The sequence below is a fragment of the Motilibacter rhizosphaerae genome, from assembly GCF_004216915.1.
GTDB lineage: Bacteria > Actinomycetota > Actinomycetes > Motilibacterales > Motilibacteraceae > Motilibacter > Motilibacter rhizosphaerae.
Genome location: NZ_SGXD01000001.1, coordinates 1024064 through 1038954 on the forward strand (window position 1 = coordinate 1024064; position 14891 = coordinate 1038954).

General features: G+C 74.1%; 15 protein-coding genes. 12 read left to right on the forward strand and 3 right to left on the reverse strand.

What is annotated here, in order from left to right; genetic code table 11:
• Positions 1-4 precede the first annotated feature (4 nt).
• Positions 5-1219: a Rieske 2Fe-2S domain-containing protein gene (locus EV189_RS04640; RefSeq protein ID WP_130491721.1), complete on the reverse strand. Its 1215-nt coding sequence runs from the start codon at positions 1217-1219 to the stop codon at positions 5-7.
• Complete coding sequence (locus EV189_RS04645) at positions 1216-2640, reverse strand: purine-cytosine permease family protein (protein WP_130491722.1); 1425 nt, start codon at positions 2638-2640, stop codon at positions 1216-1218. Before EV189_RS04645 ends, EV189_RS04640 begins: the two co-directional genes overlap by 4 nt.
• A gap of 147 nt (positions 2641-2787) precedes the next feature.
• On the opposite strand from EV189_RS04645, the gene EV189_RS04650 reads away from it, so the two are divergent.
• From EV189_RS04650 to EV189_RS04675, 6 genes are read left to right on the forward strand one after another with little or no spacing between them, the layout of a single operon-like run.
• A complete protein-coding gene (locus tag EV189_RS04650) occupies positions 2788-3090 on the forward strand; it encodes an urease subunit gamma (RefSeq protein ID WP_130491723.1) in 303 nt (100 codons plus the stop codon).
• Positions 3091-3116: 26 nt separating this feature from the next.
• Positions 3117-3455 carry an urease subunit beta gene (locus EV189_RS04655; RefSeq protein ID WP_130491724.1) on the forward strand — a complete coding sequence of 113 codons (339 nt, stop codon included), beginning with the start codon at positions 3117-3119 and terminating at the stop codon, positions 3453-3455.
• The gene (locus tag EV189_RS04660) at positions 3448-5166 is read left to right on the forward strand and encodes an urease subunit alpha (RefSeq protein WP_130491725.1); all 1719 of its coding nucleotides are present in this window, start codon (positions 3448-3450) and stop codon (positions 5164-5166) included. The genes EV189_RS04655 and EV189_RS04660 overlap by 8 nt, the downstream gene beginning before the upstream one ends.
• A 13-nt stretch (positions 5167-5179) precedes the next feature.
• Positions 5180-5836 (forward strand): urease accessory protein UreF, encoded by a 657-nt coding sequence (locus EV189_RS04665; protein ID WP_130491726.1) that lies wholly within the window; start codon positions 5180-5182, stop codon positions 5834-5836.
• Positions 5826-6506: an urease accessory protein UreG gene (gene ureG / locus EV189_RS04670; protein ID WP_130491727.1), complete on the forward strand. Its 681-nt coding sequence runs from the start codon at positions 5826-5828 to the stop codon at positions 6504-6506. The genes EV189_RS04665 and ureG overlap by 11 nt, the downstream gene beginning before the upstream one ends.
• Positions 6503-7285: an urease accessory protein UreD gene (locus EV189_RS04675; RefSeq protein WP_165400127.1), complete on the forward strand. Its 783-nt coding sequence runs from the start codon at positions 6503-6505 to the stop codon at positions 7283-7285. The genes ureG and EV189_RS04675 overlap by 4 nt, the downstream gene beginning before the upstream one ends.
• On the opposite strand, the gene EV189_RS04680 is transcribed toward EV189_RS04675, so the two are convergent.
• Positions 7178-7837, reverse strand: a complete 660-nt coding sequence (locus EV189_RS04680; protein ID WP_165400128.1) for a GntR family transcriptional regulator — start codon at positions 7835-7837, stop codon at positions 7178-7180. The genes EV189_RS04675 and EV189_RS04680 overlap by 108 nt on opposite strands.
• A 217-nt stretch (positions 7838-8054) precedes the next feature.
• On the opposite strand from EV189_RS04680, the gene atzD reads away from it, so the two are divergent.
• Genes atzD through EV189_RS04710 form a run of 6 tightly spaced genes read left to right on the forward strand, consistent with a single transcriptional unit; the run spans position 8055 to position 14887 of the window.
• Positions 8055-9089, forward strand: coding sequence for a cyanuric acid amidohydrolase (atzD, locus tag EV189_RS04685; RefSeq protein ID WP_130491730.1), 1035 nt, complete (start codon positions 8055-8057; stop codon positions 9087-9089).
• A 27-nt stretch (positions 9090-9116) separates the two neighbouring features.
• Positions 9117-10220 carry an ABC transporter substrate-binding protein gene (locus EV189_RS04690; RefSeq protein ID WP_130491731.1) on the forward strand — a complete coding sequence of 368 codons (1104 nt, stop codon included), beginning with the start codon at positions 9117-9119 and terminating at the stop codon, positions 10218-10220.
• 26 nt (positions 10221-10246) lie between these two features.
• Positions 10247-11071 (forward strand): ABC transporter ATP-binding protein, encoded by an 825-nt coding sequence (locus EV189_RS04695; protein WP_130491732.1) that lies wholly within the window; start codon positions 10247-10249, stop codon positions 11069-11071.
• Positions 11068-12654 (forward strand): ABC transporter permease, encoded by a 1587-nt coding sequence (locus EV189_RS04700; protein WP_130491733.1) that lies wholly within the window; start codon positions 11068-11070, stop codon positions 12652-12654. Before EV189_RS04695 ends, EV189_RS04700 begins: the two co-directional genes overlap by 4 nt.
• On the forward strand, positions 12651-13445 hold the full coding sequence (locus EV189_RS04705; protein WP_165400129.1) for a sulfite exporter TauE/SafE family protein: 795 nt from the start codon (positions 12651-12653) through the stop codon (positions 13443-13445). The genes EV189_RS04700 and EV189_RS04705 overlap by 4 nt, the downstream gene beginning before the upstream one ends.
• Complete coding sequence (locus EV189_RS04710; RefSeq protein ID WP_130491735.1) at positions 13442-14887, forward strand: amidase; 1446 nt, start codon at positions 13442-13444, stop codon at positions 14885-14887. The genes EV189_RS04705 and EV189_RS04710 overlap by 4 nt, the downstream gene beginning before the upstream one ends.
• Positions 14888-14891 lie beyond the last annotated feature (4 nt).

The window sequence follows — 14891 nt, forward strand, 5'->3', positions numbered from 1 at the left end:
TCGCTCACGCTGCGGCCCGGACGAACGCCAGCAGTTCGCGGCGGAGGGCCACGCCGAGGCGGTCAGCCCGCACGTGCATCTCGTCCTTCAGGTCGAGCGGGAGCACCCGCAGGGTCAGCGTCTCCTGCAGCGCGAGGTCCTCGGCGAGGACGGCCTGCTCGAAGGCGACCTCGTTGGCGACGACCTGGGGCGTCGGCTCGCCCAGCCCGCCGATGTCGTGCAGCAGCATCTTGGTGTAGATCCGCGTGCTGTCCGCGGACTCCGGCTGGGCGAAGAAGAGGATCGTCTTCACCGCGCCCACGTCGAGCTCCTCGAGGCGCAGCACCAGCTGGAACGGCGCGCGGTAGACGTAGGTCGCCCGTCGGCGCTGGCGCAGCGGACGCAAGCCCGCCGCCACGCCGGGGTCCTCGGGGTTCTCGAACCACTGCTCCTGCACGCTGCGGAAGCCGCCGGGCTCGGGCAGGACGTCGTACGCCTCGACGACCGTCGCCGCCTCGGAGCCGAAGGTCCCCGTGTGCACGAACGGGAAGTGCGCGACGTCGAGGAAGTTGTCCGCGACGAACCCGGCCGGTGCTGGTGTCCGGTCCGGCGGGAGCCAGGCACCGGCGTACGCCGCGTCCTCCGCATCGGGCTCGTCGAACAGCGGCACGAGCGGTTCCTCTGGCGCGAGCCAGACGAGCCCCCAGCGCTCCGCCAGCGCGTACGGCTCGGGCTCCGCGCGCAGCCCGGTCCCCGACCGGGAGAGGGACCACGTCCGGCCGAGCAGCCGCACCTCGTGCGCGGCACCGACCTCGGTGGAGAGCGCGATCGGGTGCCAGGCGCGCAGCAGCGCGGGATCCTCGTTGCCCAGCCCGGGGATCTCCTGCTCCGCCTCCGTGTCCTCCGCGTCGAGCAGGACCTCGACCGCGCCGTCCACCTCGCGGACCGGCGGCCCGGGCGGCAGCGACGCCCGAGGGGGTACGCGGTCGTGCCCGAGCGACGGGACGAGCGTGCACGTGCCGGCCGCGTCGAACTCCCATCCGTGGTAGGCGCACTGCAGCCGGCCGCCCGCGACGCTGCCGGTCACCAGGGGTACGCGGCGGTGCGGGCAGAGCGCCGGGAGCAGCGTCGCCGGGCCGTCCGGCTCGAGCCGCACGAGCACCCACTCCCGCCCGCCGACGCGTACCTGCCGCGGCTCGGTCCCCACGTCGGCGCTGCGGGCGACCGGCGTCCAGCTCACGCCGGCAGCCGGACCGTCCGCCGCGCCTCCACGGTGGCGATCGCGGCGTACAGCAGGGCGGCGACGGCGAAGCCCACCTCGAAGGTCAGGTCGCCGAGCGCGGGGTGGTGGCTCGGCAGCGGAGCCTTGTACTTCGTCTGGTTGCTGAACAGCCCGATCGAGACCGCCATGCCGACGGCCATGGCCACCCAGCCCGCGAAGGGGTTGTGGCGCTGGTTGAACAGCAGGCCAGCCACCTGCTGGCGGCGGCGCAGGAACCAGTCCGTGAAGTACACGCCGAGCCACGGCCCGATCCAGTAGGCGATGACGAGCAGGAAGTCCTCGTACTTCTCCCCGGCGTCGTCGAGCGAGGTCAGCGCGAGGATGAAGCCGATCGTCCCGAAGCCCACGGCGACGATCGCGCGGCGCAGCGAGAGCGGGAGCTTGATGCCCAGGGCGAGGAACGAGATCGCGCCGGAGTAGATGTTGATGGCGTTGGCCGAGACAGCGCCGAGCGCGATGCAGAGCAGCGTGAGCTTCCCCAGCCACGTCGGCAGGTGCGCGACGAACTGCGAGGTCGGGCTGCCGTCCCCCGCACCGCCGATCGTCATGGAGGCGGCACCGGCGATCTCGAGGACCGTGCAGGAGATGAAGACCCCCAGCCCGGCGTACACCGCGACCTTGGCCTTGCTCACGTCGCGCGGCAGGTAGCGGGTGTAGTCGGCCGCGTAGGGGTTCCAGCCCGCGGCGTAGCCGAAGGTCGCACCCAGCAGCACGAGCCAGCCGCCGATGCCGCCGTGGTGTCCGGAAGCGCCGGGGTGGGACTTGCTGAGGATGACGACGGTCGTCACCGCGAAGACGATGCCGAGCACGGGGAACGCCCAGCGCTCGAAGGCGTGGACCATGTTGTGCCCGAGGAACGCCACGGCCAGCTGGGCGATCACCACGACGACGAGGCAGAGCCAGTCGGGCAGGCTCGTCAGCGAGGCCAGGGCGAGCGCCCCGCTGACGCTGTTGACCGCGAACCAGCCGATGCCGGCCGTGACGGCGTTGAGCCCGGCGGGGAGGAGGTTGCCGAACCAGCCGAACGGGATCCGGCTGAGGATCATCTGCGGCACGCCGTACTCCGGCCCGCGCGCGGACAGGATGCCCTGCGTGACCCCGCCCAGCGCGGAGCCGACGACGATCGCGGAGGCCGCCTCCCAGAACGTCAGCCCGAAGAACGCGACGCCGATGACGCCGACGAAGACGGTCGCGAACTCGAGGTTCGGCGACATCCAGGTCCAGAGCAGCTGGACGGGCGTCCCGTGCCGCTCGCCGGGGGGCACGGCCTCCGCGCCCCCGGGCTCGACGGCGGCGATCCTCGTGCCGTACGAGCCCTCCCGCAGCTCCAGCAGGTCCACCCCGGCCAGGTCGCTCCCCGGCGCAGCCGTCGCGGTCATCGGTCCTCCTCGTGGGCCGCCCTCCCACGGGCGGACGGAAGGACTGTCCTGCCGCCGGGTTTCACTGGCGTTTCCTCTTCGTCGCCGAGGATGAAGTTCTCGTTTCCCCGGCCGGACCGGTGCGTCGGCGCGGTTAGGGTCCCGGTCATGCGGCTCACCCCCCACGAGCAGGAGCGCCTGATGGTGTCGTACGCCGCGGACCTCGCGCTGCGGCGCAAGGCCCGCGGGGTCAAGCTCAACGCCCCCGAGTCCACGGCCGTCATCGCCTCGTTCCTCCTCGAGGGAGCCCGCGACGGGCGCACGGTGACCGACCTCATGGAGGCCGGCCGGCACGTGCTGGCCCGCGAGGACGTGATGAGCGGGGTGCCCGAGATGCTCGACGAGGTGCAGGTCGAGGCGACCTTCCCCGACGGCACCAAGCTCGTCACCGTCCACCACCCCATCCCGTGACCGACAGTCCGACCGGAAGGACATCCGTGCTGCCAGGCGAGATCCTCCACGCCGAGGGGCCGGTCGTCATCAACGCCGGACGGCCCGTCCTCTCGCTCGTCGTCGAGAACACCGGGGACCGGCCCGTCCAGGTCGGGTCGCACTACCACTTCGCCGCCGCCAACCCGGCCCTCGCCTTCGACCGCGACGCGGCATGGGGCCACCGGCTCGACGTGCCGGCGGGGACGGCGGTCCGCTTCGAGCCGGGCGTCACCCGCGAGGTCGACCTGGTGCCCCTCGCCGGACGCCGGGTCGTGCCCGGGCTGCGCCTCGAGTCCGCCGGCCCGCTGGACGGCGCGCGCGACGGGAGCGGCGACCGTGGCTGAGATCGAGCGCTCGCGCTACTCCGTCCTGCTCGGCCCGACCGTCGGCGACCGCATCCGGCTCGGCGACACCGACCTGCTCATCGAGATCGAGGAGGACCGCAGCTTCGGTCCCGGCGGCGGCGACGAGGTCGTCTTCGGTGGTGGCAAGGTCATCCGCGAGTCCATGGGCCAGAGCGCGGCGACCCGCGCCGAAGGGGCTCCCGACCTCGTCATCACCGGCGTCGTCGTGCTCGACCACTGGGGCGTCGTCAAGGCCGACGTGGGGGTGCGCGACGGCCGGATCGTCGCCATCGGCAAGGCGGGCAACCCCGACACGATGGACGGCGTGCACCCGGACCTCGTCATCGGTCCGAGCACCGAGATCCTCGGCGGCAACGGCAAGATCCTCACTGCCGGCACCATCGACTGCCACGTCCACCTCATCAGCCCCAACCAGCTCCCCGAGGCGATCGCGTCCGGCGTGACGACGATCATCGGCGGCGGCACCGGTCCGGTCGAGGGCACCAAGGCCACGACCGTCACGCCCGGCTCCTGGTGGCTCGCCCGGATGCTCGAGTCCCTCGACGACTGGCCGATCAACGTCGTCCTGCTGGGCAAGGGCAACACCGTCAGCCTCGAGTCGATGCGCGAGCAGGCGCTGGCCGGAGCGGGCGGCTTCAAGCTGCACGAGGACTGGGGCTCGACCCCCGCGGCCATCGACGCGTGCCTGCGCGCGTGCGACGAGCTCGGGCTGCAGGCTGCGCTGCACACCGACACCCTCAACGAGGCCGGATTCGTGGAGGACACGCTCGCGGCGATCGCCGGACGGGGCATCCACGCGTACCACACGGAGGGAGCGGGCGGCGGGCACGCGCCCGACATCATCACGGTGGCGGGCTACCCCAACGTGCTGCCCTCCTCGACCAACCCGACCCGGCCGCACACGCGCAACACCCTGGCCGAGCACCTCGACATGCTCATGGTGTGCCACCACCTGAACCCCGCCGTGCCCGAGGACCTGGCGTTCGCCGAGTCCCGCATCCGGCCGTCGACCATCGCGGCGGAGGACGTGCTGCACGACATGGGCGCGATCGCGATGATCGGCTCGGACTCGCAGGCGATGGGCCGCATCGGCGAGGTCGCGACGCGCACGTGGCAGACCGCGCACGTGATGAAGCAGCGGCGCGGCTCGCTCCCGGGCGATGGCGGTTCGGACAACCTGCGGGCGCGGCGCTACGTCGCGAAGTACACGATCTGCCCGGCCGTCGCGCACGGCCTGGAGAAGGAGGTCGGCTCGGTCGAGGTGGGCAAGCTCGCCGACCTCGTGCTGTGGGAGCCGGCGTACTTCGGCGTGCGCCCGCAGCTCGTGCTCAAGGGCGGCGTCGTCTCGTGGGCGCAGATGGGCGACGGCAACGCGTCGATCCCGACGCCGCAGCCGGTCCTGCCCCGCCCGATGTGGGGGGCGCAGCCCACGACGGCCTCGGCGACCTCGGTGCACTTCGTCGCGCCCGCGGCCATCGACGGAGGGCTCGCCGACCGCCTGGCCGTACGCCGACGCCTGGTCCCGTTGGAGGACGTGCGAGCCCGGGGCAAGGCCGACATGCCGCTCAACGACGCGCTGCCGCGCATCGAGGTCGACGCCGACACCTTCACCGTGCGCATCGACGGCGACGTCGTCGAGGAGCACCCGGTCACCGAGCTGCCGCTGGCCCAGCGGTACTCCCTCTTCTGATGGCACTGCTCTGATGGCGCTCGCCGCCCTGCTCGTGCTCGCCGACGGCCGCATGCCGTCCGGCGGGCACGTGCACTCCTCCGGCGTCGAGACCGCCGTCGCGCGCGGGCTCGTCGACGGAGTGCCGTCGCTGCAGCGCTTCCTCCGCGACCGACTCACGTCCGGAGGGCTCGTCGCCGCCTCGCTCGCCGCCGCCGCGTGCAGCGGGTGGTCGGCCGAGCTGCTCGACGCCGAGGCCGACGCGCGTACGCCCGTGCCGGCACTGCGCGAGGCCTCCCGCAGCCAGGGCCGCGCGCTGCTGCGGGCGGCGTCGGCCGCCTGGCCCAGCCCGTCGTACGCCGCGGCGGGCGCCCGCCCGCACCTGCCGGTGATCCTCGGTCTCGCGGCAGCGGCAGGGGGGTGCACGCCGACCGAGGCGGCGGCCGCGGCCGCCCACACCAGCGTGACCGGTCCGGCCTCCGCCGCCGTCCGCCTGCTGGGGCTGGACCCGATCGCCGTGCACGCCGTGCTCGCCGCCCTCGCGCCAGAGGTCGACGAGGTGGCGCGTACTGCCGTCCACGCTGTGGAGCAGGGCTTCCTGGGCCGCCGGTCCTCGCCGCTGCTCGACATCCTCGGCGCCGCCCACGGCTGCGCCGCTGACAGGGGAGAGGTGACCCTCTTTGCATCGTGACCATGAGCTCGCAGGGGACTCGTACTTCGGCGGAGCGGCCTCCGCGCCGCACCGGCACGGCCCGCTCCGCATCGGCATCGGCGGTCCCGTCGGCAGCGGCAAGACCGCGACCGTCGCCGCGCTGTGCCGCACGCTCGCCGGGGAGATCGACCTCGCGGTCGTCACCAACGACATCTACACGACCGAGGATGCGGACTTCCTGCGCCGCAACGGGGTGCTGCCCGATGAGCGCATCCGCGCCGTCGCGACCGGCTGCTGCCCGCACACGGCGATCCGGGACGACATCAGCGCCAACCTCGAGGCGGTGGAGGGGCTCGAGAGCGCCTTCCCCGGGCTCGAGCTCGTGCTCGTCGAGAGCGGCGGGGACAACCTCACCGCGACGTTCTCCTACGGCCTCATCGACCTGCAGATCTTCGTGGTCGACGTGTCCGGCGGGGACAAGGTGCCGCGCAAGGGGGGACCGGGCGTGCAGCGCTCGGACCTGCTGGTGGTCAACAAGACCGACCTCGCTCCCCTGGTCGGCGCCGACCTCGGCGTGATGGACCGCGACGCGAAGGTCCAGCGCGGCGACCGCCCGGTGGTCTTCCAGTCGCTGCGCGAGGACCCGTCCGCCGCCGACGTCGCGGCGTGGGTGCGCGCCCAGGTGTCCGCGCGGCTGGCGCACGCGTGAGGGCCTCCGCGACGCTCGTCGCGGAGCTCGTGCACGGCGAGACGCGGGTGACGACGCTGGCCTGCGAGCCGCCGCTCGTCGCCCGCACCACCGGCCCCGGCAGGATCCACCTCGTCGCGGCGGCGGGCGGGCCGTGCCGCGGGGACGACCTCACGCTGCACGTCCGCGTCGGCCCCGGCGCCTCCCTCGAGGTCTGCTCGACGGGCGCGACGGTGGCGCTGCGCGGCCGGGTGGACGACGCGTCGGTCTGGCGCACGTCGATCGAGGTGGCGGAGGGGGCCACCTTGGTCTGGACGCCGGAGCCTACGGTCGCGGCGGCCGGGTGCCGGCACGTCGCCGACACCCGCGTGCGCCTCGCCGCAGACGCGTCGCTGGTGCTCCGCGAGGAGCTCGTCACCGGGCGCACGGGGGAGGACCCGGGCGGCGACCTCACGGCGGCCCTGCGGGTCGAGCGCGCCGGGGTCGCGGTCTACGACCAGGAGATGGCGGTGGGCCCCGCGGCTCCCGTGCTCGGCGCGTACCGCGCTGTCGGGGCGCTGGTCGCGGTCGGGCAGCCGGCTCCTCCGGCGGCGCGGCTGCTCGGCGGTCTGGGGTTCGTCGCGCCGCTGGCGGCGCCCGACGCGTGGGCGGCGACGGCGGTGGCTCCCGACGCCGCGGCGCTGCGCCGCCTGCTATCCCTCGGCGTCCCTCGGCAGCGCGACGTACGCCGCGGCGTCGGCCCCGACGTGCCGCTCCATGAGCTCCCTGGCCAGCCCCGGGAAGCCCGCGAGCACTGCTGAGAGGATCTCGGCGTGCTCCGCCCAGCAGTCGGCGGCGCGCTCCGGCAGGTTGCTGCGGAACACCCAGCGCATCTTCACCCGCACCTGCTCCAGGAGGAGCTCGAGCTCGCGGTTGCCCGACGCGGCCGCGAGCAGCCCGTGGAACGACTCCACCAGGGGCGGGAGGTCGTCGAAGCGCCTGCGGCGCACGGCCTCCTGACCCCGCCGGAGCACCTCGCTGATCTCATGCGCGCCCTCCCCGCCGCGCCGGTCGGCGGCGAGCTCGGCGGCCAGGCCCTCCAGCGACTGGCGCACCCGCACGAGCTCGAGCCCGGCTGAGACTGAGGGCACGGCGACACTGGCCCCGCGGAACTTCGTCACCTCCACGAAGCCCTCGGACACGAGCCGCGCGAGCGCCTCGCGCACGGGGAGCCGGGAGGCGTTGTACTCGCCCGCCAGGTCCTCCTCGCGCAGGCGGTGCCCGGGCAGCAGGTCCCCGCTGATGATCCGGTCGCGCACCTGCTCCGCGATGACGTCGCGCAGCGGCGTCGCGTCCACGTTCGCTGGTGCCACGGTCCTCCTTCGTGCTCCCCTCGCCCATCTTCGGCGGGAGATGCGTGCGGCGGCAAGGTTTACGTTCGGGAAACAGGATCGTTGCTGCCCCGCTACGCCACAGATCGTATAACGATCACGTGCTGATCGGAACCTCCCTCGCCGAGTTCTTCCGCAACGACAGCCGCTCGCTCGACGAGCGGGACGAGGATCGTCGGACGAACCAGGACATGCGCTCATGAGCGCCGTGCTCCTGGTCAAGGCCGCCACCGCGGGCCCGGACGACGTCGATGCGCTGAAGCTGCTCGCCGCCGAGGGCCTCGGCGTCGACGACGTCATCGCCGTCGCGGCCAAGACCGAGGGCAACGGCTGCGTCAACGACTTCAGCCGCACCCTCGGCGCGCGGGCCTGGCACGACGTCCTGCCCGCCGCCGCGGTCACCGTCATGTCGGGCGGGACCGAGGGCGTGCTGAGCCCGCACGCGACGCTGGTCGTGCGCGCACCGTGGCGTACGGGCCTGCGCGGCGCGTCGGCGTCCACCCCGCCGATCCCGAAGGCGGTGCTGGGCCGCCGCCCGCAGGTCGACGCCGTGGCCCGTACGGTCGGCGAGGCGGTCGCGGACGCGGGCCTCCGCCCGCAGGACGTCCACCTGGTGCTGGTGAAGTGCCCGCTGCTGACCTCCGAGGACGTCGCCGCGTGCCGCGCTGCCGGCACGGAGCCGGTCACGACCGACACCTACGAGTCGATGGCCCGCTCGCGCTCAGCGGCTGCCCTGGGGGTCGCGCTGGCCCTGGGGGAGCGGACGGGCGAGGAGGTCGACGCCGCGCTCGCGGCCGGTGGCTGGGACGCCTGGTCGGGCGTCGCCTCGTGCAGCTCCGGCGCGGAGATCGCCGACTGCCAGGTGCTGGTCCTGGGCAGCGACCCGGCTGGCGGTCCGCTGCGCATGGCGCACACCGTCCTGCACGACGCCATCGACGCGGGCGCGGTGCTGTCCCTGCTCGCCGAGCTCGGTGCCGGGCCCGCCGGCGAGGGCGCGGAGGTCGTGCACGCCTTCGCCAAGGCGGAGGCGGCGCCCGACGGCCTCGTGCGTGGCCGCCGCCACACGATGCTCACCGACTCCGACCTCCACTCCACCCGCCACGCCCGTGCGGCGGTGGGCGGCCTGCTCGCCGGCCTCGTCGGCGACCCCTGCCTGTACGTCTCAGGCGGTGCCGAGAACCAGGGACCGCCGGGGGGCGGCCCCCTGGCCCTCGTCGTCCGCGCCTCCAGCTGACCACCCGAACACCGAGGAGATCCCGACATGTCCGAGACCCCCACCACGCTCAGCCGGCGCAGCGCCCTCCGCCTGTTCGGCGCCGGCGCGGCCACCCTGCTGGGCGGCGGGCTGCTGAGCGCCTGCGGCTCCAGCGACAAGGAGGCCACCAGCTCCTCGACCCCGGCGACCGGTGGCGCGAGCGCCGCCGCCGGCGGCGCGTCGGGCACGACGAAGGCCGCGATCCAGCTGGCCTACCTCAAGAACGTGCAGTTCGCCGGAAGCTTCTTCGCCGAGGAGAAGGGCTACTACGCCGCCGGCGGCCTCGACGTCGACCTCATCGCGGGCGGCCCGAACCTCGCGGTCGAGCCGGTCGTCGCGAGCGGCAAGGCGCTCGTCGGCATCACCCACACCGCCGAGCTGGCCAAGGCCGTGTCCAACGGCGCGAAGCTCACCTGCATCGGGGCCGGCTTCCAGAAGAACCCCTTCTGCGTGCTGTCGCTCGCATCGAACCCGATCACCAAGCCCGAGGACATGATCGGCAAGAAGATCGGCGTCTCGGCGACGAACGTGCCGGTCTGGCAGGCGTTCCTCAAGGCCAACAAGATCGACGCGTCGAAGATCCACGTGGTGACCGTGCAGTTCGACCCGACCCCGCTCGCCAGCAAGGAGATCGACGGCCTGGTCGCGTTCTACACCAACGAGCCGATCGTGCTCGAGGTCAAGGGCATCAAGACGCACAGCATGCTGCTCAACGACTTCGGCTACCCCCTGCTCGAGGACCTGTACATCGCGAAGACGGCCGACCTCGCCGATCCCACGAAGCGCAAGCAGATCGTGGCGCTGATGACCGCGGAGGCCAAGGGCTGGCAGGACGCCGTCGCCGACCCGCAGCAGGCGGCGACGCTGGCGGTGACGAAGTACGGCAAGGACCTCAAGCTCGACATGCAGCAGCAGGTCCTCGACATGAAGGCGCAGAACGACCTCGTCGTCAGCGACACGACGAAGGCCCACGGGCTGTTCTGGATGACCGACGAGGACATCGCGAGCACCATCAAGTCCCTCGCGCTGGGCGGGGTCACCGCGTCGCCCGGCCTCTTCTCGAACGACGTGCTCAAGGACGTCTACAAGGGCGGGGCGACCGCGGCCTGAGGCCGGGGCGCAGCCGAGGAGGAACCATGCCAGTCAGCACCATCGAGCTCCCGGACCAGGCCGTCCGGGGCGGCGAGGGCATCACGGTCCGCGGGGTCTCCAAGGAGTACGCCGTACGCCGGGGCAGCGTCACCGCGCTCTCCGACGTCGACCTCGCCGTGCCCAGGGGCGGCTTCGTGTCGCTGCTCGGGCCCAGCGGCTGCGGCAAGTCGACGATGCTGCGGATCCTCGCCGACCTGGAGCAGGCGAGCCGGGGGACCGTGCTCGTCCACGGGGAGGAGCCGGGCGTGGCCCGCCGGGCCCACCACCTCGGCATCGCGTTCCAGGACTCGGCGCTGCTGCCGTGGCGCACGGTGGTCGACAACCTGCGGCTCCCGCTGCAGGCAGCGGGGCGCTCGCTGCCGACCGGCGAGCTCAACGACCTCATCGCGCTGGTGGGTCTGCGCGGCTTCGAGAAGGCCAAGCCCGCGCAGCTCTCCGGCGGCATGCGCCAGCGCGTCGCGATCGCGCGCTCGCTGGTGCACAGCCCGCAGGTCCTCCTGCTGGACGAGCCGTTCGGGGCGCTCGACGAGATGACCCGCCAGCGGCTGAACCTCGAGCTGCTGCGCATCTGGTCCGAGCGCGTGACGACCACGCTGCTGGTGACGCACTCGGTCTCGGAGGCGGTGTTCCTGTCCGACACGGTCGCGGTGATGGCACCCCGCCCGGGCCGGGTCCTCGAGACCGTGTCGATCGACCTGCCGCGGCCGCGTACGCCGGAGATGCTGCGGGACCCCGCGTTCCACGCGTACACCGACCGGCTCTCCGAGCTGCTCTTCTCGGAGGCGGCGCAGCCGGTGGTGGCGCCGTGACGGTCCTCGCCGCCGAGCGCGGATCCGTGCGGCTGACGAACCCGTTGCGCAACAAGGCGTTCGCGCCGGTCCTCGGTGTCGTGCTCCTGCTCGTGCTCTGGCAGGTCGCGGCCGCCCTCGCCAGCGGCCGGCACGTCGTGCCGCCGCCCTTCGACGTGGTGCGCACGCTCGTGCAGGACCGGTTCTACGGCGCCTCGCTGCGCACGACCGCGTGGGAGGGCCTGCGCGGCTACGTCTGGGGCAACCTCGTCGCCTTCCTGCTCGCGGTCGTCTGCGTGCTCGTGCCGCCGTTGCAGTCGCTGCTCACGCGGCTCGCAGTGGCGACGTACTGCACGCCGACGATCGCCATCGGCCCGCTGCTCATCGTGCTGCTCAGTGCCGACACGACGAAGGTCATCATGTCGGCGCTGTCGGTGTTCTTCCTGACGCTGCTGGGTGTCCTGCTCGGGTTGGCGTCGACGCCGCAGACCGCGCTCGACCTCGTCCACGTGTCGGGCGGCTCGCGGGTCTTCGCGCTGCTGCGGGTGCGGCTGCGCTCCGCCGTCCCCGCGACGGCGACCGCGCTGAGCCTCGCGGCTCCCGCCGCCCTGCTGGGCGCGATGATCGGCGAGTACCTCGGGGGTGACCGCGGCCTCGGCGTCGTCATGGTGCAGGCCCAGCAGTCCCTGCAGGTCTCGCGCACCTGGGCGGTCGCGCTGCTCGCCACCGGTCTCTCGACGGTGGTCTACCTCGGCACCAGCCGGCTCGCCCGCCTGCTGTCGTTCGAGGTGACCGTCACCGACCTGGCGGCCACCCCGAAGGCCGCCAGGAGCAAGGGTTCCTCGCTCCTCGCGCTCGCCAAGGCCGTCGCCGCGGTCCTCGTCGTCCTGCTCGCCTGGGAGCTGCTCGTGCGCGGGACGGGGCTCGACCCGTACATCGCGAAGACGCCGGGCGACGTGTGGGGCTACCTCACCTCCGGCACGGACGCGGCGTCCCACCGTCACCTCGTGCTCAGCAACCTCGGCACGACCCTGCGCGACGCCGGTGTCGGGTACGCCGCGGGGACCCTCGTCGCGGTGCTGCTCGCCGCCGTCTTCCTCACGAGCCCGCTGGTCGAGGGGATGTTCCTGCCGGTCGTGCTGGCGCTCCGCTCGGTGCCGCTGGTGGCCATGACACCGCTGGTGGCGCTGGTGTTCGGCCGCGGCCTGCTCGGGGTCACGGTCCTCGCCGGCGCGATCACGCTGGTGCCGACGCTCGTCAACGTCGTCGGTGCGCTGCGCGCCGTGCCGAAGCCGGCGACGGACCTGCTCCACGCGTACGCCGTGGGGACCGTCCGCGGGCTGCTCACCGTGCGCTTCGTCTACGCCGTACCGGCTCTCGCGACCAGCGCGCGGATCGCGGTGCCGGGCGCCCTGCTCGGCGCGGTGCTGGCCGAGCTGCTGGCGACCGGGTCCGGGCTCGGGCAGATGCTCGCCGTCGCCACCATCAACGGCGACTTCCTCGCGCTGTGGGCGGGTGTCGCGGTGCTGACCGCCGTCTCGGTCGTCTGCTACGCCGCGCTGTCCGCGCTGGAGTCCGCCGCCCTGCAACGGCTCGGCCGGTGAGCGGACCGCTGCTGGACGTCGGGTTCCTCGCGACGGGTGTCGCGTCCGGAGCGCTGTCCGCGGCGTTCGGGGTCGGCGGCGCTGCGCTGTCGACGCCGGCGATCCGCGCGCTCGGGGTCGCGCCCCTGCTGGCCGTGGGAACGACGCTGCCGTCGGTCATCCCGAGCGCGGTCGTGGGAACTTTGCGCTACAGCCGCGCGGGGCTCGTCGACTGGGCTGCCGTCGTGCGGATCGTGCCCTCCGGGACGGTCGCGGCGGTCGCCGGCTCGCTGCTCTCGCACGCGCTGCCCGGCGGCGGCCACTGGCTGATGGTCCTGACCGCGCTCGTGCTCGGCTGGATGGCGCTGCGCCTCGCGACGCCGCGCCCTGCTCGGCCGACCGCGCCCGGGGACACGCTGGTACGCAGCAGGATCTCGAGCCCCGCCGTCGCCGCGACCGCCTCGGGCGTGGGTGCGGGCCTGCTCTCGGGGCTGCTCGGCCTCGGCGGTGGCGTGGTGCTCGTGCCCGCGCTGACCGAGCTGCTCGGCATGACCCTGCACCGCGCGGTTGCGACCTCGCTCGCCTGCGTGGGCCTGCTCGCGGTGCCGAGCACGATCACGCACGGCCTGGTCGGCGACATCGACTGGACCGTGGCGCTGCTCCTCACCGTCGGGGTCGTGCCCGGTGCCCGGATCGGGTCCGCGCTCGCGCTCCGGGCGTCCGAGCGGCGGCTGCGTACGGTCGTCGCGGCGTTCCTCGGCCTCGTCGCGGTCGTCTACGGGGCGGGCGAGCTCGCCGCCCTCCTGCCGTGAGCGCGCTCGCCGGTCTGCCGGCCGTCGAGCTGGCCCGCCTCGTGCGCGAGCGGGAGGTGACCGTGCCGCAGGTCGTCGAGGACCACCTCGCGCGCATCGACGAGACGGATGGCGTGCTGCACGCGTTCGTCGCCGTACGCGCCGAGGCCGTCCGCGCGGAGGCGCGCGACGCCCAGCTGCGCCTCGACGCCGGGGAGCCGGTCGGGCCGCTGCACGGCGTGCCGTTCACGGCCAAGGACGTCCTCGCCACCAGCGACCCCGTCGCCCGCGCCGGCAGCCTGGCCGCCCCTCCCGAGCCGACCCCGGACGCCACCGCGGTGCAGCGGATGCGCGCCGCCGGCGCCCTGCTGCTCGGCAAGACCGCCTGCCCCGAGCTCGCGTTCGGCGTCGACACGGTCTCGCCCGTGTCCGGTGCGACTGGCAGCCCTTGGGGTGAGGGGCTCACCCCAGGAGGCTCGAGCGGTGGCGAGGCCGCCGCCGTCGCGAGCGGCATGAGCGCGGTGGGCCTCGGCACCGACTACGGCGGCTCGCTGCGCTGGCCCGCGGCCTGCGTCGGCATCCTCGCCGTGCGGCCGACGGTCGGGCTCGTCCCCGGGACCGGGCAGCTGCCGGGCCTCCCTGGTCCGGGCGGTCGCCGGCTGCCTGACCCGTGGAGCCTGCAGGGCGCGCTGCAGGTCGTCGGCCCGCTGGCGCGGACGGTCGACGACCTCGCGCTCGCGCTCGACGTCCTGGCCGGGCCCGACGGTTGGGACCCCGCGGTGCGGGCAGCTGCGCCGGTCGTCCCTCCCGGGCCCGGCGTCGAGGGCCTGCGGGTCGGCTGGGTGGCGCGCGAGGACTCGACGCCCGTACGCCGTGACGTCGCCGTGCTCGTCGCCCGCGCGGTCGCCCTGCTGGGCTCCGCCGGTGCCGAGGTCGAGCACCGCCCCGGGCTGCTGGACGGCGCTCACGCGGCGTACAACGCGGTCCGCGACGCGGACGGGCTCGACGACCTGCGCCGCTGGGTGTCCGGCCGGGAGCACCTGCTCGGCCCCGAGCTGCAGCTCGCGCTGGCGCGTCCGCAGCCCTTGCGCAGCGCGTACGCCGAGGCCTGGGCCGCGGCGGCGGAGCCCCGCCAGCGCATCCTCGCCGCGCTCGGTGCCGGTGACGAGCCGGGGCTGGACCTGCTCGTCTGCCCCGTCGCCCCGGTGCCGGCCTTCCGCCGTGGGGTGCCCGTGGAGGTCGAGGGCCAGCGCCTCGCGGGCTTCGACCTCATGGCCCTCTGCCGCGCCGTCACGCTCCCGGGGCTGCCGAGCCTCTCCGTCCCCGTCGGCCTCTCCGAGGACGGGCTGCCCGTCTCCGTCCAGCTCGTCGCCCGGCCGTACGCCGAACCCGTCCTGCTCGCCGCCGCCCGCGTCCTCACCGCTGCGGTGGGACCGCTGCTGCCGCCTCCGCCCGCGTCCTGAAGGA